The 21,998-nt window shown below is 70.9% G+C and carries 22 protein-coding genes and 1 pseudogene; 20 read left to right on the top strand and 3 right to left on the bottom strand.

The window, feature by feature from the left end; translation table 11 throughout:
* Positions 1-15: 15 nt before the first annotated feature.
* Positions 16-882 (bottom strand): alpha/beta fold hydrolase, encoded by an 867-nt coding sequence (locus ACWY4P_RS01735; protein ID WP_456208292.1) that lies wholly within the window; start codon positions 880-882, stop codon positions 16-18.
* A gap of 145 nt (positions 883-1,027) precedes the next feature.
* Between ACWY4P_RS01735 and ACWY4P_RS01740 the strand changes: the two genes are divergently transcribed.
* Positions 1,028-1,504, top strand: a complete 477-nt coding sequence (locus ACWY4P_RS01740; protein WP_456208293.1) for an FAS1-like dehydratase domain-containing protein — start codon at positions 1,028-1,030, stop codon at positions 1,502-1,504.
* Positions 1,501-1,908, top strand: coding sequence for an acyl dehydratase (locus ACWY4P_RS01745; protein ID WP_456208294.1), 408 nt, complete (start codon positions 1,501-1,503; stop codon positions 1,906-1,908). Before ACWY4P_RS01740 ends, ACWY4P_RS01745 begins: the two co-directional genes overlap by 4 nt.
* Positions 1,909-1,932: 24 nt before the next feature.
* On the opposite strand, the gene ACWY4P_RS01750 is transcribed toward ACWY4P_RS01745, so the two are convergent.
* Positions 1,933-2,886 carry a quinone oxidoreductase family protein gene (locus ACWY4P_RS01750; protein ID WP_456208295.1) on the bottom strand — a complete coding sequence of 318 codons (954 nt, stop codon included), beginning with the start codon at positions 2,884-2,886 and terminating at the stop codon, positions 1,933-1,935.
* Between the two features lie 296 nt (positions 2,887-3,182).
* Between ACWY4P_RS01750 and ACWY4P_RS01755 the strand changes: the two genes are divergently transcribed.
* The 12 genes and pseudogenes from ACWY4P_RS01755 (at position 3,183) to ACWY4P_RS01810 (ending at position 13,031) form a co-directional block, all read left to right on the top strand.
* Complete coding sequence (locus ACWY4P_RS01755) at positions 3,183-4,400, top strand: Rieske 2Fe-2S domain-containing protein (RefSeq protein ID WP_456208296.1); 1,218 nt, start codon at positions 3,183-3,185, stop codon at positions 4,398-4,400.
* A 114-nt stretch (positions 4,401-4,514) separates the two neighbouring features.
* On the top strand, positions 4,515-5,852 hold the full coding sequence (locus tag ACWY4P_RS01760; protein ID WP_456208297.1) for a M20 family metallopeptidase: 1,338 nt from the start codon (positions 4,515-4,517) through the stop codon (positions 5,850-5,852).
* Positions 5,849-6,853, top strand: coding sequence for a DODA-type extradiol aromatic ring-opening family dioxygenase (locus tag ACWY4P_RS01765; RefSeq protein WP_456208298.1), 1,005 nt, complete (start codon positions 5,849-5,851; stop codon positions 6,851-6,853). Before ACWY4P_RS01760 ends, ACWY4P_RS01765 begins: the two co-directional genes overlap by 4 nt.
* Positions 6,850-7,713, top strand: coding sequence for an alpha/beta fold hydrolase (locus ACWY4P_RS01770; protein ID WP_456208299.1), 864 nt, complete (start codon positions 6,850-6,852; stop codon positions 7,711-7,713). Before ACWY4P_RS01765 ends, ACWY4P_RS01770 begins: the two co-directional genes overlap by 4 nt.
* 16 nt (positions 7,714-7,729) lie before the next feature.
* Positions 7,730-8,512 (top strand): IclR family transcriptional regulator, encoded by a 783-nt coding sequence (locus ACWY4P_RS01775; protein WP_456208300.1) that lies wholly within the window; start codon positions 7,730-7,732, stop codon positions 8,510-8,512.
* Between the two features lie 17 nt (positions 8,513-8,529).
* Positions 8,530-9,054: an FAS1-like dehydratase domain-containing protein gene (locus ACWY4P_RS01780; RefSeq protein WP_456208301.1), complete on the top strand. Its 525-nt coding sequence runs from the start codon at positions 8,530-8,532 to the stop codon at positions 9,052-9,054.
* Positions 9,051-9,446 (top strand): acyl dehydratase, encoded by a 396-nt coding sequence (locus ACWY4P_RS01785; protein ID WP_456208302.1) that lies wholly within the window; start codon positions 9,051-9,053, stop codon positions 9,444-9,446. The genes ACWY4P_RS01780 and ACWY4P_RS01785 overlap by 4 nt, the downstream gene beginning before the upstream one ends.
* A gap of 205 nt (positions 9,447-9,651) precedes the next feature.
* Positions 9,652-10,674 carry an NAD(P)/FAD-dependent oxidoreductase gene (locus ACWY4P_RS01790; RefSeq protein ID WP_456208303.1) on the top strand — a complete coding sequence of 341 codons (1,023 nt, stop codon included), beginning with the start codon at positions 9,652-9,654 and terminating at the stop codon, positions 10,672-10,674.
* 1 nt (position 10,675) lies between these two features.
* The gene (locus ACWY4P_RS01795) at positions 10,676-10,996 is read left to right on the top strand and encodes an indolepyruvate ferredoxin oxidoreductase subunit alpha (RefSeq protein WP_456208304.1); all 321 of its coding nucleotides are present in this window, start codon (positions 10,676-10,678) and stop codon (positions 10,994-10,996) included.
* Positions 10,993-11,823 (top strand): 2-keto-4-pentenoate hydratase, encoded by an 831-nt coding sequence (gene mhpD, locus ACWY4P_RS01800; protein ID WP_456208305.1) that lies wholly within the window; start codon positions 10,993-10,995, stop codon positions 11,821-11,823. The genes ACWY4P_RS01795 and mhpD overlap by 4 nt, the downstream gene beginning before the upstream one ends.
* 82 nt (positions 11,824-11,905) lie before the next feature.
* Positions 11,906-12,100 (top strand): annotated as a pseudogene (locus ACWY4P_RS01805) (4-hydroxy-2-oxovalerate aldolase); the annotation flags it as partial.
* Positions 12,101-12,200: 100 nt separating this feature from the next.
* The gene (locus tag ACWY4P_RS01810; RefSeq protein ID WP_456208306.1) at positions 12,201-13,031 is read left to right on the top strand and encodes an IclR family transcriptional regulator; all 831 of its coding nucleotides are present in this window, start codon (positions 12,201-12,203) and stop codon (positions 13,029-13,031) included.
* 3 nt (positions 13,032-13,034) lie between these two features.
* On the opposite strand, the gene ACWY4P_RS01815 is transcribed toward ACWY4P_RS01810, so the two are convergent.
* On the bottom strand, positions 13,035-14,252 hold the full coding sequence (locus ACWY4P_RS01815) for an ROK family protein (RefSeq protein WP_456208307.1): 1,218 nt from the start codon (positions 14,250-14,252) through the stop codon (positions 13,035-13,037).
* A gap of 498 nt (positions 14,253-14,750) precedes the next feature.
* Here ACWY4P_RS01815 and ACWY4P_RS01820 point away from each other — a divergent pair, with 498 nt between their 5' ends.
* The 6 genes from ACWY4P_RS01820 to ACWY4P_RS01845 all read left to right on the top strand — a co-directional run bounded on the left by ACWY4P_RS01820 (position 14,751) and on the right by ACWY4P_RS01845 (position 21,997).
* The gene (locus ACWY4P_RS01820; protein WP_456208308.1) at positions 14,751-15,854 is read left to right on the top strand and encodes a Gfo/Idh/MocA family protein; all 1,104 of its coding nucleotides are present in this window, start codon (positions 14,751-14,753) and stop codon (positions 15,852-15,854) included.
* A 52-nt stretch (positions 15,855-15,906) separates the two neighbouring features.
* Positions 15,907-16,794 (top strand): sugar phosphate isomerase/epimerase family protein, encoded by an 888-nt coding sequence (locus tag ACWY4P_RS01825; protein ID WP_456208309.1) that lies wholly within the window; start codon positions 15,907-15,909, stop codon positions 16,792-16,794.
* 24 nt (positions 16,795-16,818) lie between these two features.
* Positions 16,819-18,324: an ABC transporter substrate-binding protein gene (locus tag ACWY4P_RS01830; RefSeq protein ID WP_456208310.1), complete on the top strand. Its 1,506-nt coding sequence runs from the start codon at positions 16,819-16,821 to the stop codon at positions 18,322-18,324.
* Between the two features lie 81 nt (positions 18,325-18,405).
* Positions 18,406-19,347 (top strand): ABC transporter permease, encoded by a 942-nt coding sequence (locus ACWY4P_RS01835; RefSeq protein WP_456208311.1) that lies wholly within the window; start codon positions 18,406-18,408, stop codon positions 19,345-19,347.
* Positions 19,344-21,143, top strand: a complete 1,800-nt coding sequence (locus ACWY4P_RS01840) for a dipeptide/oligopeptide/nickel ABC transporter permease/ATP-binding protein (protein WP_456208312.1) — start codon at positions 19,344-19,346, stop codon at positions 21,141-21,143. Before ACWY4P_RS01835 ends, ACWY4P_RS01840 begins: the two co-directional genes overlap by 4 nt.
* Entirely contained in the window at positions 21,140-21,997 is an 858-nt protein-coding gene (locus tag ACWY4P_RS01845) for an ATP-binding cassette domain-containing protein (protein ID WP_456208313.1), read from the top strand. The genes ACWY4P_RS01840 and ACWY4P_RS01845 overlap by 4 nt, the downstream gene beginning before the upstream one ends.
* Position 21,998 lies beyond the last annotated feature (1 nt).

The raw sequence follows: 21,998 nt of genomic DNA on the forward strand, positions 1-21,998 counted from the left end.
CTCCTCCGCGGAATCTCACTCGTGGTGCTGGTTCAGAAAGCCGGTGACCGCGCTGTAGTAGTGGTGCGGCCGCTCCTCCTGGGGGTGGTGGGAGACGTGGTCCATCACATGCAGATTGCCCTTGGGGATCATGCGGGCGAGCATCAGCGGGTAGTCCGGGGTGAGGAACGCGTCGTGCATGCCCCAGACGAAGAGGGTGGGGGCCTGGATGGCGCCGAGTTCCGCGGTGAGGTCCTGCCAGTCGCCCCGGGGGTTGTCGGAGGCGCCCGCGAGGGCGGTCTCCTCGGGGTCGAGGCTCTGCTCGTGGCGCAGGGTGACGGTCGCGTCGGGGACGGCGTCGGGGTCGTACCACTCGAGGCGGGCGATCAGTTCCCGCATCTTCTGCCAGGACGGGCCGGTGCCGCCGTAGTACACGTCACGGGCGTTGCGGCCACGTCGGCCGCCCTCCGGCAGCGGGGCCAGCGGGCCGTAGAACACGGGCATGCTGCCCGTGATCACCAGCGACCGGACCCGCTCGGGGTACTTCGCGGCCAGGTTCAGGGCGATCGTGCCACCCCAGGAGTTGCACACGAAGTCGGCGCGCTCGATGCCCAGGGTGTCGAGCAGGGCGACCGTCTTGGCGGCGTGGTAGTCCCACATGGGGCCTTCGATGACGGGCTTGGCGGACTTGCCGTACTGCAGGATGTCGACGAGATAGCAGTGGCGGTCCGCGGCGAACAGCGGCGCCACCTGTCCGAAGTCGGACCAGCCCGTACACCCCGGGCCCCCGCCGTGCAGGAAGATCGTCGGGTTGCCCGCGCCCAGTTCGATGTAGTGGTACTTGACGCCGTCCGCTTCCGCGTAGGCGCCCTGAGGCGGCTTCTGGATGTTCATCAGGTCCATCCCCCGATGGTGTGGGGCCGCGGATCTCCGCCCAAGCGGACCGGTCCGCTGAGCGGGCCGGTCCGCTGAGCGGGCCGGTCCCGTGGTGAGGGCCGCCGGGCGGTGGTTAGCCTCCCGGCCCGTCGTGTCCACAGAAAGGCAGCACATGTCCGCGTGGGAAGTGGCCGAGCAACGGGCCAGGTCGGTGATCGGCCGGCCGGAACACCGGGACCTGGGAGTCGTACGGGCCGAGGACGCGGCGGAGTTCGCGCGCTCCGCCGGCGAGACCAGCTCGCACCTGATCGACCCCGGGCGCCCCGACTTCACCGTCCACCCGATGTATGTGGTGAGCCTGCTGCGCGGTGCGGGAGGCGTGGACCAAGGCGAGTTCCGGCCGGACGGTATGTACCGCGACGAGGTCCCGGGCACCGACGGTCTGGCCGTACGGCTCATGGCGGGCGGCCAGGAGGTCCGGTTCACCGGCGAGGTGAGGGTCGGCGACCGGATCGAGGTCCGCCGCGTCCTCACGGACGTCGCGCGCAAGGGCAGCGGAACCCCGTTCCTGCTGCTGACCGTCGAGAAGACGTACGCGGCGGAGCGGGGCACGCTCGTCGAGGTGCGGGAGAGGTTCATCGTCCGATGAAGGTGTACACGGGAGCGCCCGTACCGCCGGTGGAGTTCGCCCCGGACGCCGTCACCCTGCTGCGTTTCGGGGCGGTCACCCGCAATGCCCATCGCATCCATTACGACACCGAGTTCGCGCGTTCCGAGGGCCTGGCCGGCCCGGTCGTCATGGCGCAGCTGCACGGCTGTCTCCTCCACCGTGTCGCTGTGAGGTTCGCGGGCTCCGGGGGCCGGGTCCTGGAGATCGGCTGGCAGAACCGGGCGCCGGCCCACGCCGGGGAGCGGCTCGTGGTGAGCGGCACGGTCAGCGCCGTCGATCCGGCCACGGGGCGGGTCACCCTGGATCTCGTCGGGCGCGGTGGGCAGGGTGGTGAGGGTGACGTGGAGTGCTGCCGGGGCAGGGCAGTGGTCCTGATGGGCTGACCGGCCCCGGTCCTGGGAGATCGGTCAGGGAAGCTCGATGACCACCTTGCCGACCGCCTCGCCGGACCGCAGACGGGCCACGGCCTCGGCCAGGCCGTCGATGCGGTGGCGCTCGATGGGCAGGCTCAGGTCGCCTGCGGTCAGGTCGCGCAGCAGGCGCTGGGCGTCGGCGGCGACCTCCTGGCCTCGGGACATCAGGTTCACGGGCCGCAGTTCCACGTCAGCGAGGAGGAAGTCCGCCAGGTCCACGGTGAAGTCACGGCCGGCGGTGTAGCCGACGAGGGCGGTACGGCCGCGGGGGCGCACCAGGGGCAGGGCGTCGCGCAGAACCGGTCCGCCCACGGTGTCGATGAGGACGTCCACCTGGCCTCCGACCGCTTCGGGTGACAGGTCGGCGGCGAGCAGTGCCGTGGCGGGGGCCGGGACGTGCGGCAGCTTGCCGGGACGGCCCACCACGCCGATGACCTCGGCTCCGGCCCGGGCCGCGACCTGGACGGTGAGCGCCCCTACCGCACCGGCCGCCCCTGTCACCAGCACCCGCTCCCCGCGCCGGACGTCCGCCACCGCGTGCACCGAGGCCCAGGCCGTCCCCGCCGGGGAGAAGTAGCAGCAGGCCAGGGCGGGGTCCGTGCCCTCCGGCACGGCCTCCACCGCGGCGTCCGGGACCAGCGCGTGTTCGCTCCAGGTGCCGTCCCGGCGCAGTCCGAGTGCCTTGCCGCGGAGCCGGACGAGGCTTCCCTCGGGGTGGGTGTCGGACGCGATGACGATGCCGCTGCCCTCGGTGCCGGGAATCGCCGGCAGGTCGGGGAGGATGCCGAACTTTCCGTCGACGACGTTCAGATCGAGGTGGCTTACGGCGGCCGCTTTCATCCGCACCAGGGTGTGGCCGGGACGTGGCTCGGGCACCGGCCGCTCGACGAGCCGCGGCAGGGAGCCGAACTCCTCCAGCACCAGGGACTGTGACGTCGGCTGACTCACGTTTTCGCTCCGTATCTCCGGGCTCACGGCCTTGTTCCGCCACGGTTTGTTCCGCCGCGGCCTTGTTCCCTCAGAGGTGCGGACCCCGCCGCACCGTAGCCCGCGCACCATAGATCGCACCCCGCGGCGTGCGCACCGGGCCGGGTCCGCTCAGCGGGACGCGCCGCCCGGGCCACCGTCCACACCGTCCACCGGGGAGAGCGCGGTCTGCTCAGCGGACCGGATCCCTTGGGCGGGATCCGGCCCGGGCCGGATGCTCGGGTCCACCGAACACCGGCAGCAGGAGGACACCCACGATGACGGTCGAGGACTCACCCGACACGGCCACCCCCGTCCGGAGCCGCCGCAGAAAAGCAGCAGAACCCGGCCGACAGGACTGGACGTCCTGGCCCCACTACGACGGTGCGGCCGCGGGCTTCCGCGGCTACTGGTACCCGGTCACCTGGTCCAGCCAGATCACGGGCAAACCGCTGCCCTTCACCATCTGCGGCGAGCGGATCGCGCTGATCCGCGACAACGGCACGGCGTACGCCCTGCACAACCGCTGCCCGCACCGCGGCGTGCCGCTGTCGGAGGGCAACCAGCAGTTCCCCGGTACGGTCAGCTGCCCGTATCACGGCTGGACCTTCGACCTGCCCACCGGGCAGCTGTCCGCGGTCATCACGGACGGTCCCGGGTGCCGGCTGACCGGCAAGCTGGGCGTGCGCACCTACCCGGTCGAGGAGCGCCTCGGCATGGTGTGGGTGTACATCCCGATCGCCGACGAGAAGCCGCACCCGATCGACTCCCAGCTTCCGGAGGAGCTCGTCGAGAATCCGTTCGTGATGGGCGGACGGATCGAGCCGCGCGGCGGCAACTGGCGGTTCGCCTGCGAGAACGGCTTCGACGAGGGCCACGCCAAGTATCTGCACCGCACGGCCCTCTGGCGGCTGTTCAAGCCCATGCCGACCTGGAACATCACCCGGATCGTGCCGCGCGGCCGCTGGATCTACCGGGTCCAGGACGAGGTCCACTGGGAGGCCGAGTTCCCGGGGGTGGGCCGCTGGACGAACAAGCGCTGGTGGAAGATGCAGCCGCCGAAGGAGACCTTCAACCTCGGCAACACCGGCAAGGCCGACCACGTCGACCCGACGATCGAGGCCCAGGACTTCCCCGGCTTCGCCTCCCTGTCGATGCCCGGTGTCCTGCGCATCGCCTACCCCAAATTCATCCACTACGAGTTCTACGTCCCGGTCGACGAGGACAACCACCGCTACGTCGGCGTGATGGTCAACTTCGCCGAGGGCTGGGACACCCTGCGTTTCTACGCCAAGTACCTCGGGGCGATCCGCTGGCTGTTCCACGGCCAGTTCTCCGGCCAGGACGCATGGATGGTCGACGTCACCGACGCACCGCCGGAGAAGCTCTACCGGCCCGACGTCTCCCTCACCGCCTGGCGGAACCTCAGCGAGGAGGAGTACGGCAAGAAGCTTGCCGCGGTCGGCGCCGCCCCTGGACACGAAGAGAAGGCGTGACATGTTCCGTACCCTGATGACCCTGCTGGTGGGCGCCGCGATCGCTATCGGGCTCCCGCTGGCCAAGAAGCGCATCGCGCGGACCACCATGACCCAGGTCCACAGGATCCACCAGTGACCGCCGACCCACTGGCAGGACTGGACGAGCGGCGGCGTTCCTGGGCCACCGGTGCCATCCGCAATGTCAGCGCGGACCGGCTCCGCGAGCTGATCACGGGCCTGGTGAACATCCCCAGCCCCACCGGGGACGAGGGCCCGCTCGCCACACACATCGCCGACACCCTCCGCCACGCCGGCTGCCACGCGGCCATCCAGCCCCTCGACGACCGCCAGGCCAACGCCTGGGCGCGGCTGACCGGCGACGGCACCGGCCCCGACCTCATGCTCTACGCCCCCATCGACACCCTGACCGTGGGCGAGGAGAGCGAGGACCTGCCGTGGATCGGCCCCGCTCTGCGGGACGACATGCGGCCCGCGACCATCGTCCACGGCGACCTGGTCACCGGGCTCGGCGCTTCCAACCCCAAGGGGCACGCCGCCTGCGTGATGATGGCCACGGAAGCCATCGCCCGGGCCGGCATCCCGCTCACCGGTGACCTGGTCGCAGCGTTCGGCGCGGGCGGCATGCCCACCAACGCCCGGCCCGTGGGGGCACGCCGCAACACCGGCCAGGGCGCCGGATGCTCGTTCCTGCTGGAACAGGGCGTGTGGACCGACTACGCGGTCATCGCCAAGCCCGGCTGGACGGTCTCGTGGGACGAGGTCGGACTGGTCTGGTTCGAGGTGACGGTCCACGGCACGCACACCTACGCCGGTTCCCGCCACCGGCTCCCGTACGACAACGCCATCGCCCGCGCCGGGGAGGTCACCCGCTACCTGGAGGAGTGGTTCGAGAAGTACGCCGAACGGCACACCTCGGGCACGGTGGCACCCCAGGGCATCGTGGCCTCGATCCGCGGCGGCTGGCCGCGCATGGCGGCGGTCACCCCCGCCGTGTGCACCCTCATGGTGGACCTGCGGATCAGTCCGGACACGACACCGATGCAGGCCAAGCGGGAGTTCGCGGACGCGTTGGCCGCTCTGCGGGCCGCCTCGCCCGGGCTCGACGTCCGGGCGGAGATGGTGCTGGCGATCCCCGGCACCCGCACTCCGCGCGAGTCGTGGATCAACCGCAGCGCCACGGCCGCCTGGGAGGCCCTGGAGGGGCGTGAGCACGAGGTGATCGCCGGAAACAGCGGCGCCACCGATGCCAACATCCTGCGCGGCCGCGGCATCCCCACGGTGCGGGTCGGCATGCCCAAGGTGGCCGAGGCGCCCTTCGAGATCGACTTCGCCCGCGGCATGAACACGGTGTCGCTGCGGGCCATGGAGAAGCTGACACACCATTTGATCCGCACGGCTGTCGACACCGTCACCCGGTCCCGCGCCGAGGTGGAAGGAGCAGCGGCATGACCGAGATAGTCCTGGGAGTCGGGGCGTCGCACAGCACGCTGATGAACACCCACTGGGAGGAGACGTACCACAAGGACCGCGCCGAGCGGTTCCGGGACGCGCTCGGCGCGGCGCGCGACGCGCTGGCCGCGGCGCGTCCCGACACGGTGATCCTCATCGGCTCCAACCACTTCCGGGGGTTCTGGCTCGACCTGATTCCGAGCTTCACCATCGGGGTGGACGAGTGCGTCGCCAGCGGGGAGTCCGGCACCCCGAAGGGCCCGCAGCCGGTGGACCGGTCACTGGCCCTGCACCTCGCGGGCTCCCTGGTGGAACAGTCCGGCTTCGACGTGGCGTTCTCCGCCCGGCTCCAGATCGACCACGGCCAGTCGCACGCCATCCAGTACCTGCTCGACGGGCTCGACGTCGAGCTCGTACCCCTCGTCGTCAACGTCTTCGCGCCTCCGCTGCCCACCCTCGACCGCTGTGAGCGGCTCGGCCGGGCGATCCGGGAAGCGGTCCTGGCGTTCCCCGGCGACCGCCGGGTGGCGGTCATCGGCTCCGGCGGGCTGTCCCACCGGCTGCCCTGGCCGGACTGGCGCTCCCCGAACGGCGAGGACGAGGAGTTCATGGTCGGCGCCTGGCTGAACGGCCGGGACAACTGGCAGGACTACGACGTCCGGCGCCGCGAGATCATCCGGGCCGCCGAAGCGGCGATCAACCCCGAGTTCGACCAGAAGTTCCTGTCCTGGCTCGAACAGGGACAGGCCCACCAGCTCACCGAGTACACCACCGAGGAACTGGAGCGGGTGGCCGGCAACGGCGCCCAGGAGCTGCGCACCTGGTTGCTGATGGCGGCGCTGCTCGATCACGTCCCGGGCCGGCGTCTCGGCTACGAATCGATGCCCGAGTGGCTCACCGGTATGGGGGTTGCCGTGCTCGACCCCGCACGAACCCCCGCCCAGCCCCTCGCGCAGACCGTCACGCAGACCGTCGCGCAGACCAAGGAAAGGCAGTCATGAGCATCTGGACCGAACTGGCGGGCGTCGATTACCGTCACGCCTACGTCGCCACCGGTGACATCACGACCCGAGCCCTGCAGGCGGGCCCCGCGGACGGCGAGCACGTGGTGTTCCTGCACGGCACGACCGGCCACCTGGAGGCGTTCGTACGGAACATCCCGGCACACGCCGAGCGCTACCGCTGCCACGCCATCGACATGCTCGGCCACGGCTACACGGGCAAGCCCGACCGCCCGGGCGAGATCCCCGCGTATGTCGACCACCTGATGGCGTACCTGGACGCGGTGGGCGCCGAGCGCGCCCATCTGGTCGGCGAGTCGCTGGGCGGCTGGGTGGCATCGTGGGCCGCGAGCGAGTACCCGGACCGGGTGGCCTCCCTCCAACTGCTGTGCATGGGCGGGACGAAGATCAATCCGGAGGTGATGGAGCGGCTGAAGAAGTCCACGCGCAACGCGGCCCTCAACGAGGACATCTCCTACACCCGGGACCGTCTGCGGCTGCTGTGGGCCGAGTGGGACGAGGACCTGGGCGAGGAGCTGACCCAGGTCCGCTATGACATCTACCACCACCCCGACTTCCAGCAGAACCTGCACAACCTGCTGGCGCTGCAGGAGACGGAGGCACGCGAGCGCAACCTGCTGCGGCCCGACCGCATGGCCCGGATCAAGGCGCCGACGCTGGTGGTCTGGGGCAACAAGAACCCGTTCGGCGCCGTGCCGGAGGCCGAGGCCATCACGGCCGCCATCCCCGGGGCACGGCTGGAGGTCTTCAACGAATGCGGCCACTGGCCGCAGCACGAGAAGGCCGATCTGTACAACCCGCTCAGCCTGGCGTTCCTCGCCGCATCCTCGGCCGCTTGATCGTGAGGTGCCTGCCATGACCGTAGTCCCCATCGACCGCGCCATCCGTTCCTGTCCCGATCCGATGAACTCCGTCCTCGGCAAGGTCCGGTCCATCCTGGAGGCATTCACCGCCGACGACGACTCGCTCTCGCTCGCCGACCTGGTGCGCCGTTCGGGCGTGGCGAAGGCGACCGTGCACCGGCTCTCCCAGGAGCTGGTCGAATGGGGGCTCCTGGAACGGGCGGGCTGCAACTACCGCCTCGGACTACGCCTGTTCGAGATCGGCCAGTTGGTGCACCGGCAGCGCATCCTGCGGGAGGTGGCCCAGCCGTATATGGAGGATCTGCTGCTGGCCACGCGGGAGACCATCCATTTCGCCATCCACGACGGGCTGGATGTGGTGTACCTGGAGAAGATCCTGCCCCACCGGGGACTGAGCGAGGAGTCGCGGGTGGCGGGGCGGCTTCCGCTGTACTGCACGGCCACGGGCAAGGCGATCCTCGCCCACTCCCCCGGCAGCCTGTTCGGCGAGGTGGTCAGAAACGGCCTCAAGCCGTTCACCCGCCACACCATCACTTCGCCGGGCAGGCTGCGCAGCCAGTTGGAGCGCGTCCGCGAGCAGGGCATCGCCACGGAGGCGGAGGAGATCCGGCTCGGCTATATGAGCATGGCGGTGCCGGTGTTCGCCAGGCGGGACACCCTCGCCGGGGCCCTGTCGATCACGGCGCCGACCTACCGCGTGGACGCGGTCGCCCATGCCAGCGCCCTGCGTACGGCGGGGCTCGGCATCAGCCGCGCGCTGAGGGCGGCGCTGTGAGCGAACAAGAAGACACCATGACGGCTCTGGACGAGGTGCTGTCACGGGCGCGCGGTCTGCTGGACGAGTGGCAGGACGAGGACTGCGGCGCGCCGACGGTCAAGGACTTCTGCCGTTACGCGGCCGCCCTCAACGACGGCGCATACATCCGCCGGGCCCGCGCGCTGGAAGCGGCCGGCCGGGCCGTCGAGGCCCCTGCCCTGTTCCTCGCGGCGACCATGAGCTGGGAGGACGGTCCGCCGGAGCAGGAGCTGCGGCCGGACGGTCTCGCGCGGCGTGAGTCGCCGTGCACCCAGGGCCTTCCGGTGCGTCAGGTGCACGGCGGCCAGTCGGTGCGCCTGGTCCGGTCCCCGGTCGCCGGCGCCCGGGTCACGGCGAGCCGTGCCGTCGTCTCCGCGCGGCGCAAGCGCGGACGGTCGGGTGAGTTCGTCCTGCTGGGCGTCCAGACCCGGTTCCTGTCCCACGACGGGAGCGAGCTGGCGGCCGTGGACGAGACGATCGTGGTGCTGGACTCCCCGAGAGCCCCCAGAGGTGACCGATGACGGCGCTCGCTGTCGGCGAAGAGTGTCCGCGGCGTGGCTACACCCACTCCAGGGTGCAGTTGTTCCGGTTCAGTGCGGTGTCGTGGAACGCACACCGCATCCACTACGACGCGGAGTTCGCCGCGTCGGAGGGGTTCCCCGATGTGGTCGTGCAGTCCACGCTGCATGGCGAGATGCTCAGCCGCCACGCCCTGGAGTGGGCGGGGCCAGACGCCCGGCTGGAGTCGGTGGCGTGGCGCAATGTCGCCACGGCGGTGGCGGACGAGCAGCTGACCTGGGCCGCGACGGTCACGGCGGTCGAGGGCCCGCGGGTCCGTCTCGACGTGCGCGTCCTCAAGGCCGACGGCTCGGAGTGTGTCACGGGGACGGTGGAGGTGACCCGGGCCGTGTGAGAGTCCGGTTCGTCCGGCGTGAGAGCGGTGGAACGAAGGCTGCGAGAGCCTTGGTTCCACCGTTCTCACGCGTGTGGGGGCGTCGGCGCAGGCACACCGGATCCTGGGGCCGCCACCCGCGTGCCGTACCGTTCCGGGCGCGGTGTCCCGCCAGGCGGACCGGTTCCGTTGGACCGTGACCTGGGCGTACCTACGCTCCTCGACCATGAACGTTCTTAACGATGAGCCGGTCGCCGCGGAGGATGCGGCGGTGATCGAGACGGACATCCTGATCATCGGCGCCGGCCCGTCGGGCCTGTACGGCGCCTACTGTGCGGGCTTCCGTGGCCTGAGCGTCGCCGTGATGGATGTACTCCCCCAGCGGGGCGGGCAGATCAGCGCGATGTACCCGGAGAAGCCCATTTTCGACATCGCCGGGTTCGCCTCCGTACGCGGTCGCGACCTGGTCGACAGCCTGGTCGCGCAGGCGGATGTGCACGGCACCCGCTATCTCCTCGGCCACCGCGCGGTGGATCTTTCGTACGACGGTGACGGCCTGCCCGTGGTCCGCAGCGACCGGGGTACGGCCGTACGGGCCGGGGCGGTCGTGATCACCGGAGGGGTGGGGACCTTCACTCCGCGGGCGCTCCCGGCCGGGGAGGACTTCCTCGGCCGCGGCCAGGTGTACTTCGTACCCGACCCCGCCGCCCACGCCGGCCATGACGTCGTGGTCGTCGGCGGTGGCGACAGCGCCTTCGACTGGGCCGCCCTGCTGGCCCCCGTCGCGCGCTCGGTCCGGCTGGTGCACCGCACCGCCCGGTTCCGCGCCCACCGCGCGTCGGTGGAGAAGGTCCGGGCGCTCGGCATCGAACTCCTCACCGACTGCGAGGTGAGCGGCCTGTCCGGGACCGCGCGGCTGGCGGAGGTCGAGATCCGCCACCGCGTCACCAAGGACACCAGGCGCCTCCCCGCGCAGACCGTGGTGGCGGCGCTCGGCTTCGTCGCCGACCTCGGCCCGCTGCGGCACTGGGGCCTCACCCTCGAGGCGCGGCGGATCGCCGTGGACACCCGGATGGCCACCAACCTCCCCCGCGTCTTCGCGGCCGGCGACATCACCGACTACCCGGGCAAGGTGCGCCTGATCTCCGTCGGCTTCGGCGAGGCCGCCACGGCCGTCAACAACGCCGCCACGGTCATCGACCCGGAGGCGGCGTTGTTCCCCGGGCATTCCACCGAGAAGGAGAACTGACATGGCCTACGTCATCGGCGCGTCCTGCGTCGACATCATGGACCGGTCCTGCATGGAAGAGTGTCCGGTCGACTGCATCTACGAGGGCGAGCGCAAGCTCTACATCAACCCGGTGGAGTGCATCGACTGCGGCGCCTGCGAGGTCGCCTGCCCCGAGCAGGCGATCACCGTGGACCGGAAGGCGGATCCGGATCACCGCGCGGACAACCGGCGGTTCTTCGAGGAGGTCCTGCCCGGCCGGGACGCCCCGCTGGGCAGCCCCGGTGGCGCCGCCTCCCTCGGCCCGCTGGGCGTCGACACGGCTCTGGTGAATGGCCGGTGAACGCCCCGGACGTGGCCAAGGCGGCCGAGTCGCTCCGCGAGGCCGAGCGCACCGGCGTCGCCTGTCCGCCGGTCCGCTCCCTGCTGGCCGACGGTGACCTGGACACCGCGTACGCGGTGCAGCGCGTGAACGTCGAACACGCGGTGGCCGGGGGGCGGCGCATCGTCGGCCGCAAGATCGGGCTGACCTCCCCCGCGGTCCAAGCCCAGCTGGGGGTGGGGCAGCCGGACTTCGGCACGCTCTTCGCCGACATGGCCCTCCCCGAGGGCGGGTCGGTCGCCGCCGGCCGGCTCATCCAGCCCAAGGTCGAGGCGGAGGTGGCGCTCGTGCTGGGCGCCGGCCTGCCCCACCGGGACTGCACGGTCGCCGACGTGCTGCGCGCCACCGAGTTCGCGCTGCCCGCGCTGGAGATCGTGGACAGCCGCAACGCCGACTGGGACATCACCATCGTCGACACGGTGGCGGACAACGCTTCCAGCGGCCTGTTCGTCCTCGGCGGTACGCCGGTGCCGCTGTCCGGCCTCGATCTGCACGGCGTCCGGATGACCATGACGCGCGGCGGCGAACCGGTCTCCGAGGGCACCGGCGCCGACTGCCTCGGTGGCCCGCTCAACGCCGCCGTGTGGCTCGCCTCGACGCTGGCCGCCATGGGCGATCCGCTGCGCGCGGGCGATGTCGTGCTGACGGGGGCGCTCGGCCCGATGGCCGTCGCGTCGCCCGGGGACCGGTTCGAGGCCCGGATCAGCCGGCTGGGCCGCGTGTCCGTCGAGTTCGCGACGGAAGCCACAAAAGCCGCGGAAGAAGCCACGGAAGGAGAGCGGCCGTGAGCAGTGCCCGTACGAAGGTCGCCGTCATCGGCTCGGGCAACATCGGCACCGATCTCATGATCAAGGTGCTCCGGCTGTCGGAGACCGGGAGACCCTCAGCCTCGGCTACGCGGGGGTGTACTCCAGCTTTCTGCGCCACGCGGAGGCGGCGGCGGCCCGCTATGGGCTGGACACGCGCACGATCCTGGTCGAGGTCGGCCGTCGAGGCATGGTCGGCGGCCAGGAGGACATGATCACGGACGTGGCGCTCGATCTGGCGGCCCGCGCCGAAATGTGACCGTCCCGGCGTTCCTCTCAGGCCAAACTCTCTATATTGTCCATCCTCAGAACTAATGGTGGCCTCGACAAGGCACATCGGCGGGCGAGGAGGGCATGTCGTGACGGCTGCAGCGGTACCTCGTGGCCATGGCGAGGAGGCCCGGCCGGACGGGCGGCCCCCTGGGCACAGCACACCCCCCAGGTCCGTACTCGGCAAGGTCGGGCTCATCCTGTCGGCCTTCGGCGACAGCGACCTCGCCCTCAGCCTCACCGAGCTGACGGCGCGCACGGGGGTGGCCAAGGCCACGGTCCACCGGCTGTGCCAGGACCTCGTCGCCTGCGAGCTGCTGGAGCGGGACGGCTCGGACTACCGGCTCGGCCTCCAGCTGTACGCGATCGGCCTGCGCGCTTCCCGGCCGCGCACCCTGCGCCAGGCCGCGCGGCCGGTCCTGGAGAACCTGGCGCAGGCCCTCGACAGCCCGGTCTCGCTGTCCGTCCCGAAGGGCTCCGACCTGCTGTGCGTCGACAACGCGGGCCGGCATCGCAACCGAGCCGGCGCGCCGTTCGGCGGGCGGCTCCTGCAACTGCACAGCACGGCCCCGGGAAAGCTGACCCTGGCCCTGCTGCCCGACCAGTACCCGCTGGCGCAACTGGCCCCCCGTATGCGCCGGATGACCGCCCACACCCTCACCGCCGACCGGCTCCCACGCGAACTCGTGCGCATCCGGGAGCAGGGCTACGCCACCGAGGTCGAGGAACACCGGCTCGGCTACTTCGCCGTGGCCGTGCCCATCCGCGGACCGCGGGACGTCGCCTACCTGGGCGCGCTGTCGGTCGTCGCCACCACGGCGCACGCCAACGTCCCCCGCACCCTCGCGGCCCTGCGGAGCGCCTCGGAGGCAGTCACCGCCCGTCTTTCGGCCGTCGAGGCATACCGCACCGCGCGGTAGTGCTCAGTCGACGAGCAGGCGGGCTATCCCCCGTTCGCTGAAGATGTCCCGGGTGGCGAGGGCGACGGCGCCGTGCAGGGCGGAGTCGGGGCCGAGCTGCGTGGTGGTGATCGTCAGCTTGCGGGTGGCCAGCGGCAGGGCGCGCTGGTACACCACGGCGCGCACCCCGGAGAGCAGGTCGTCGCGCAGTTCGCTGAGCGGGCCGCCGAGGACGAGGGTGCGGGGGTTGAACACGTAGACGAGCATGGCGGCGAGTTCGCCGATCTCGGTGGCCGCCTGCCGCAGGGCCCGGACGGCGGGCGGGTCGTTGTTCGCGACGCACTTCGCGAGCTCGTGGACTCCGTGCAGCGGGTCGGCCTCGGTCGACTCGGGGACGCCCAGCGTCCGCAGTACGGCACGGTGGGAGGCGAGGGCGCCCACACAGCCGACGTTGCCGCAGGAGCACAGGACGTCTCCTCCGCCGCGGGATTGAATGTGGCCGACGTCCCCGGCCGCCCCGTCCGCACCTCGGTAGATCCGGCCGCTCCCGGTGATGAGTCCGGCCCCGATTCCGGCGGCGATCTTGATGCAGAGCAGCGGGGTGTCCTCCTGGGCGTGGCGGGCCTCACCGAGGGCCATGAGGTTCGCGTCGTTGTCGACCCGGGCGGGGGCGTCGAACCGGGCACGGAGCCGCTCCGCGACCGGGAAATTGTCCCAGCCGGGCATGCCGTTGGGCCGGACCGGGCGGCCGCGCCGGTGGTCCACCGGCGCGGGCAGTGCCATCACCACCTGACGGACCCGACGCGGGTCGCGCCCGGACCGTTCCAGCAGGGCGAACAGCCGGTCGCTCACCGTTTCCAACACCACCTCCGGCCCCGCGTCGATCCGCAGGGGCACGGTGTCCCGCGCGATGAGATCCCCGCCGAGGTCGGCGAGCGCGATCCGGGTCTCCAGGGTGTCGACGTCGGCGACGGCGACGGTTCCCGCGCGCGGGCTGAGGGTCAGCTGTCGTGGGGGCCGCCCGCGCACCGATTCGTTGGACTCGAGCTCCTGCAGGATGTCGCGGCCGAGGAGTTGGTCGACCTGTTGGCCGACGGTGGACCTGGCCTGACCACTACGCCTCGCGATTTCGGCCCGGTTCGTCGCCTCACCGGCCAACACGAGGTCCAGCACCCTGCGCAGTCCGACGGAAACCACGGGCAGCGGGGCCCGGTCGGCGGATTGACCGTCACCTTCACGCATCTCCCGAGACTAGCCGCCGTGGATCACCAGGGACCAGCCTCTCTTTGGTTTGGTTTTAGTTTGCGCGAAAAATTAAGAACTCCCTCTTGTTCGAGGTAGCCGAACTAAAGGAAGGTGAGGGGAAGCGCGATCACGTCTCACTCACCCGCCAGAAGAGGGCCGTCCGGTAGCAACCCCAGTACCTGAAGTCAATGGCGGCGGACCGCTCGAGGAGATGCGTCCTGCCGCCGCTACGCCGCGGCCGCACCCGCACGTCACCCGCGCACACCGCTTTGACCTGCCCTTATTCCAGTCGTAGCGCCACCCGGCGCACCTGGAAGTCGGCAGAAAACAAGTCGGCCCACGTTCTGCTGAGCGGACCGCTCGTCTCGCTCCCCCGCCGCCCGGGCCCTTGAATACTCGCCAACCGGCGAGAAAACGGCGAACCAACGCAAGGTTGTCGATCGCTCGCATACCTGAACATTCCCCTGCACCACCCTTGGGAAAGGAACGACCGCCATGGCCAAACAGACGCATCGCATCGGCATCCTGGGCAGCGGCAACATCTTCGGCCGGTACGTCACCGGTCTCGCCCGCTACCCGGAGCTGGAGATCGTGCGTGTGGGCGACATCGATGTGGCCCGGGCGAAGCAGGCGGCCGCCGACCACGCCATACCGGCCTGGGGCGACGACACGGAGCTGTACGCCGACGACTCGGTGGACATCGTCATCAACCTGACGCCGCCGGTCCACCACGCCCGCACGATCATCACCGCCCTGGAGGCGGGTAAGCACGTCTACGTCGAGAAGCCCTTGGCCACGACGGTCAGCGACGGTGAAGCGGTGCTCGCGGCAGCCGCCCGCTCCGGACGTGTCCTCGGCTCGGCGCCGGACACCTTCCTCGGCAGCGCGGGCCAGACCGCACGCAAGGCGATCGACTCCGGACTGATCGGCACACCGATCGGCGCCTCCGCCTTCATCGGGCACAGCAAGGCCGAGACCTGGCACCCGAACCCGACGTTCCTGTTCCAGCAGGGCGGCGGTCCCGTGATGGACATGGGCCCGTACTACCTGGCCATCCTCGTCAACTGCCTGGGCCCCATCTCGTCCATCTCCGCGGCCGGCCGCATCGGCACCCCCGAGCGCACGGTCACCGCGCCCGAACGGACCGTCGACACCATCGAGGTCACGGTGGACACCCACACCGGAGCCGTGTTCACCTTCGCCTCCGGCGTCATCGCCACGGCCCAGATGAGTTTCGACGTGTGGGACAGCGAGCTGCCGTTCATCGAGATCTACGGCAGCGAGGGCACCCTCTCGCTGGCCAACCCGAACCACTTCGACGGTGACGTGCGGGTGCGACGGCACGGTGATGGGGACTGGACGGTCCTGGAACCGGCCCTCGAACTCTTCGGCGCCGTCGGCACCCGCGAGCAGGCCCGCCGCGGGCTCGGCGTCCGCGACCTGGCCAACGCCGTCGAGGGCGGCCCGCACCGTGCGGGCCCCGCCTTCGCCTTCCACGTACTCGAGGCGCTCTGCTCGGTGGAGAACTCCGCCCAGCGGGGCCGGCCCGTGACGCTGGCCAGTTCGTGCGAGCGTCCCCAGCCCCTTTACACCCCTTGACGCGCACCTCCCCATCCCCCAGACCCCCGTTGAGAGTCGAGAAAGGACACGCATGACCATCGGCCAGGACAAGATCGCGATCAACCCCCTGCAGTGGATCGCCACCGACGACGGCTGGATCGACCCCGCTCTGGCACCGGCCCTGCCCGAGCGCCTCAAGGTCATCCACGCGGCCGGAATCGGCTCCGTGCACGCGGAGGTGCCCTCCGACATGACGACCGCCCAGTACGGCCGGCTGCTCGAGGACCACGGTCTCGCGCCCGCCCCGGGCTATATCTCGGGCCCCCTGCCCGAGGACGAGACGAGCCTCGCCGAGCTGCTCGACAAGACCGACCGCATCAGCACCCAGATGGCCGAACTGGGCCTGCCGACGGTCTTCGTGGCCACCGGCATGAGCAAGCAGGCCCCCCGTGTGCACCGCCCGGCCGTGGGCGCCGAGGCCACCCCCGAGCGCCTGGAGCGGGTGCGCGACGTGTTCGCGCGCATGGGCGAGACCACCAGGGCCAACGGCGTCACCGCCGCGTTCCACCCGCACATCGGCACCTGGGCGGAGACCGAGGAGGAGACCCGTTTCATCCTCGACAGCGTGCCCGCGGACGTCCTCTCCTTCGGCCCGGACATCGGCCACCTCGGCTGGGCGGGTGCCGACGTCATCGGCCTGATCCGCGACTACGCCGACCGGGTCGCGAGCATGCACGTCAAGGACTTCCACACCGACATCGCCGAGCGCGGCCGCGCCGAGGGCTGGACCTACCAGCAGACCGTGCTGGCCGGCCTGTGGGCCGAGCCCGGACACGCCTCGGTCGACATCCCGGCCACCCTGGCCGCGCTGCCCGACACCTTCGACGGCTGGCTGGTGATCGAGGTCGACCGCGGCGCCCAGGCCACGCCCGAGGAGAGCGTCCGGCTCTGCGGCGAGTGGGCCCGGCAGCAGCACTGAGCACGGCACCCTGAGAGGGACGACATGCGAAAAACAGTCATGGCGGGGGTGGCCCTCACCCTCATGTCCGTGTCGGCGTGCGGCGGCTCCGGCGGCACGGCGTCCACCACCGGAAACCGGACGCTGACGCTGGCCATCGGCAACGCCCACACCGGCTGGGACCTGGCGTCCGCGGCCCTGGGCGACAACATCCAGTATTACGAGCCCGTCTTCGACTCCCTGGTCCGGCTGGACTCGAAGGCCAACCCCGAACCGAACCTGGCGACCTCCTGGTCCTACGACAGCGCCCGCACCGTGCTGACCATGAAGCTCAGGACGGACGTGAAGTTCACCGACGGCACGGCCCTGGACGCCACCGCGGTGAAGGAGAGTCTGCTCCACAACAAGCAGGGCACCAACGAGGCCGCCGGCAAGCTCCGGGCCATCAGCTCGGTCGACGTGGTGAACCCCTCGACCGTGGCCATCCACCTGTCGGCGCCCGACCCCCAGCTCGTGGTGAACCTCGGCGACCCCTCGGGCATGATCGCCGGCCCCAAGGCCCTCGAGGCGAAAAACGGGCCGGTCGGCTCGGGGCCGTACGTCCTGGACAAGGCCGCCACGACCAACGGCAGCACGTACACCTTCACCCGCAACGCCGACTACTGGAACAAGAAGGCCTACCCCTTCGAGAAGATCGTCATCAAGAACATCGGCGATCCCACCGCGCGCCTCAACGCCCTGCTCGGCGGGCAGGTCGACTGGGCCCGCATCACCCCGCAGACCGCCCAGCAGGTCAAGAGCCGGGGCCTGCAGGTGCAGGCGCACCCCGACAGCGTCGAGGGGCTCTACATCTGGGACCGCGCCGGCAAGATCGTGCCGGCCCTGGCCAAGGTGAAGGTGCGCCAGGCCCTGAACCACGCCTTCGACCGGGCCTCGATCGTCAAGAAGGTCAACCTCGGTTACGCCACGGCGACCTCACAGATGGCGACCGCAGGCTCCACCTGGTACGACAAGTCACTGGACAGCAACTACGCCTACGACCCGGCCAAGGCCAGGAAACTGCTCGCCGAGGCGGGCTACCCCAAGGGCTTCACCGTCACCATGCCCGACGTCTCCTCCGTCGCGCCGAGCCAGCAGGCCGTCATGACCCAGGCCCTGGAGGACATCGGCATCAAGGTCAAGGTGGACAAGATCCCGTTCACCGAGCTGTTCAGCGCCCTCCAGTCCGGCAAGTACGCGATGTCGTGGTTCAAGCTCCAGTCCGGACAGCCGTGGGACTTCATCCAGTCCGAGCTGACCCGGGGCGCGGCCTGGAACCCCGCCAAGGACTTCGACCCGAAGCTCAACGCGATGATCGACAAGGCGCAGAAGGCGAGCGGCGCCGCACAGACCGCCGCGTTCCGCGATATCAACGTCTATCTTCAGGACAACGCCTTCAACGCGCCCTGGGACGTGCTGGACGCCGTCCAGGGCAACTCCAAGAAGATCAAGGTGACCCCGCGGGCCTTTGTGTCGGCGGTACCGATCTACGACATGGCCCCCGCAAGCTGACGCACGGCGGGGCGGGGCCCCTCCCCGCCCCGCCCCGTCCGCGGCAGCTCTCGCACACGTCGACGCAGAAGGAAGAACGCGATGCTGACCTTTCTCGTTCGCCGCGTCGCGGCCGGCCTGGTGCTCCTGTACGTCCTCGCGACGACGGCGTTCGCGATGATGAGCCTCACCGGGACCGACGCCGCGCGCAACATCGCCGGCAGTATGGCGACGCCGGAACAACTCGCCCTGAAGAAACACGAGTTGGGTCTGGACCGGCCGTGGATCACCCAGTACGGGGACTGGCTGACGCACGCCGTCCGGGGTGACTTCGGGACCTCCTGGTTCAGCGGTGAGTCCGTATCCGACAGCCTGCTGCTCAAGGCACCGGTGTCGCTGTCCATCGTGGTGAGCGGACTCCTGCTGGCCACGGTCCTCAGCGTCGTCCTGGGCATCGCCGCAGCCGTGCGACGCGGGTGGCTGGACCGGGTGGTCCAGGCGACCGCCATCGTCGGATACGCGGTACCGAGCTTCCTGATGGCGCTGATGCTCTCCGCCACCCTCGCCGTCCAGTTGCGGTGGCTTCCGGCGACCGGGTACGTGCCGCTCGGCTCCTCCCTCTCCGGCTGGTTCCAGTCCATCACCCTCCCCGCGGTCTCGCTTGCCATCGGCGCCATCGCCGCCACCGCCCAGCAGGTGCGCGGCTCGGTCATCGACGTACTGCGCCAGGACTTCGTCCGCACTCTGCGCAGCCGCGGGCTGAGCGAACGACGGGTGCTCTTCCGGCATGTCCTGCGCAACGCGGCGCCCCCGGCGCTGACCGTGCTCTCCCTGCAGTTCATCTCCCTGGTCGGCGGCGCCGTCGTCATCGAGAAGGTCTTCGGGCTCCCGGGCGTCGGCTCCGCCGCGGTGACGGCGACCGTCAACGGCGACACTCCGCTCGTCATGGGCGTCGTGGTCTATCTCGTCCTCATCGTTGTGGCGGTCAACCTGCTGGTGGACGTCGCCTACGGCTGGCTCAACCCGAAAGTGCGTGTCCGATGACGATTCCCGCACCTGTGAACACATCCAACACACCCGACCCCGCGCCCGGAGCCACCCGCCGACGCGGCCATCTGCTGAGCCGCCTGCTGCACAACCCCGTGGCCCTGGTCTGTCTGATCCTGCTGGCGCTCACCGTCGCGGCCTGCGTCCTCGCCCCCTTGCTCACCTCCGCCGACCCCGCCCGCTCCGCCCTGAACGATGCCTTCGCCTCGCCCAGCGGGAGCCACCCCCTGGGCGCGGACAGCGTCGGCCGGGATGTGCTCGCACGGCTCCTGTACGGCGGCCGGGTCAGCCTGCTCGGCGGGTTCATCGCCGTCGCGGTCGCCCTGCTGATCGGTGTTCCGGTCGGTCTGCTCGCCGGCTACTACCGCGGCTGGCTCGACGCCGTCACCAGCTGGGTGGCGAGCCTCCTCATGGCCGCGCCCGCCATCATGGTGCTGCTGGTCGCCATCGCCGCGATCGGCCCGAACACCCACGCGGCGATGGCCGTGCTCGGGGTGATCCTCGCCCCCGGTGTCTTCCGTCTCGTACGGGCCTCCGTCACCTCGGTGCGCGAGGAGCTGTACGTCGACGCCGCCCGCGTCTCCGGGCTCGGCGACGCCCGTATCGTGCGCCGGCACATCCTGCCGGTGGTGCAGGCACCCACCATCATCCAGTCGGCGCAGATGTTCGGCGTGGCCGTCGTCATCCAGGCGGGCCTGGAGTTCCTCGGCCTCGGCTCGGCCTCGCAGGCCAGCTGGGGCGCGATGCTGAACGACGCGTTCGCGAACCTGTACACCAAGCCCTCCCTGCTGGTGGCCCCGGGCCTCGCCATCGTGGTCACCGTGGCGGCGCTCGGTCTGCTTGCCAACGCCCTGCGCGACGCGCTCCTGGAGACGGGCGCCCCGCCGACCCGGCGGCCCCGGCGGCCCAAGGTGGCACGGCCGAGCGCCTCCGGGCCGACCGACGACGACAGCCTCCTCGCCGTCGAGAACCTGCGGGTGACCTACCCCACCCGCGACGGGGAGCGCGCCGTGGTGGCCGGGGTGTCGCTCACCGTACGCCGCGGTGAAGTGGTCGGCCTGGTCGGCGAGTCGGGGTCCGGCAAGAGCCAGACGGCGTTCTCCATCCTCGGCCTGCTGCCCCCGGAGGCCCGAAGCGAAGCCGACCGGCTCAGCTTCGACGGCCGCGACCTGCAAGGACTCGGGCGCAAGGAGCGGAACGCGCTGCGCGGCTGCCGCATCGCCTACGTCCCCCAGGAGCCGATGTCGAACCTCGACCCCACCTTCCGTATCGGCACCCAGCTCACCGACCCCATGCGTCTGCATCTGAAGCTGACGGCGCGGGAGGCTCGGCAGAAGGCCCTGGCCCTGCTGGAGCGGGTCGGGATCGCCGAACCGGAGCGCGTCTACCACGCCTATCCGCACCAGATCTCCGGCGGCATGGCCCAGCGGGTCCTCATCGCGGGCGCCGTCTCCTGCGACCCCGACCTGCTGATCGCGGACGAGCCCACCACCGCGCTGGATGTCACCGTCCAGGCCGAGGTGCTGGACCTGCTGCGGGAGTTGCAGCAGGAGCGGCAGATGGGTCTGGTTCTGGTGACGCACAACTTCGGTGTGGTCGCGGACATCTGCGATCGCGTGGCCGTCATGCGGGGCGGCGAGGTCGTCGAGACCGCCCCGGCCGGGCAACTGTTCGCCGAGCCACGGCACGAGTACACGCGCATGCTGCTGGACTCGACGCTGGAGGACGCCCCGCCCCGCACCCCCCTTCAGCAAGCTCCGGCGACGGACGCGCCCCTCCAGGAGAAGGTATGAGCACGACACCGACACAGGCACCGAGCAGCGTTCTCGACGTCGACGGCGTGGTGGTGGAGTACACGGCCAAGGGCCGGCGCAGGCAGCCGTTCCGGGCCCTGAACGGCGTCTCCCTGGACATCCGGCCCGGCGAGACGGTGGGTCTTGTCGGCGAGTCCGGCTCGGGCAAGACGACTCTCGGGCGGGCGGTGCTCGGGCTCGCTCCGGTGGCCGAGGGCGAGATCCGCTACGCGGGCCGGGTGATCTCACGGCTGGGCGCACGCGAGCGGCGTGCGCTGAGCGCCGAGATCCAGGTCGTCTTCCAGGACCCCTACACCTCGCTGAACCCCGCGATGACCGTGGGCGACATCCTCACCGAGCCCCTGCTCGTCTCGGGCACCGCCCGCTCCTCGGCCGAGGAGCGGGTCCGCGCGCTGCTCGACCAGGTGCATCTGCCGGCCGACGCCGCACACCGGCTGCCCCGGGAGTTCTCCGGCGGTCAGCGCCAGCGCGTCGCGATCGCCCGGGCGCTGTGCCGCGACCCGCGGCTGATCGTGTGCGACGAGCCGGTCAGCGCGCTGGACCTGTCCACCCAGGCACGGGTCCTGGAGCTGTTCGTCGAGATCCAGGAACGCACCGGCGTCGCCTATCTGTTCATCACCCACGACCTGTCGGTCGTGCGGTGCGTCAGCCACCGCGTGGCCGTGATGTACCGCGGCCGGATCGTGGAGTCGGGGGAGGCGACGGCCGTCACCAGCAGCCCGCGGGACCCCTATACGCAACGGCTCATGCTCGCCGCGCCCGTACCGGACCCGGGGCGCCAGCGGGAACGCCGCGAGCAGCGCCGGAACCTCGTCTCCGTACAGAAGGGCTGAC

The organism is Streptomyces sp. LZ34 (assembly GCF_053890475.1).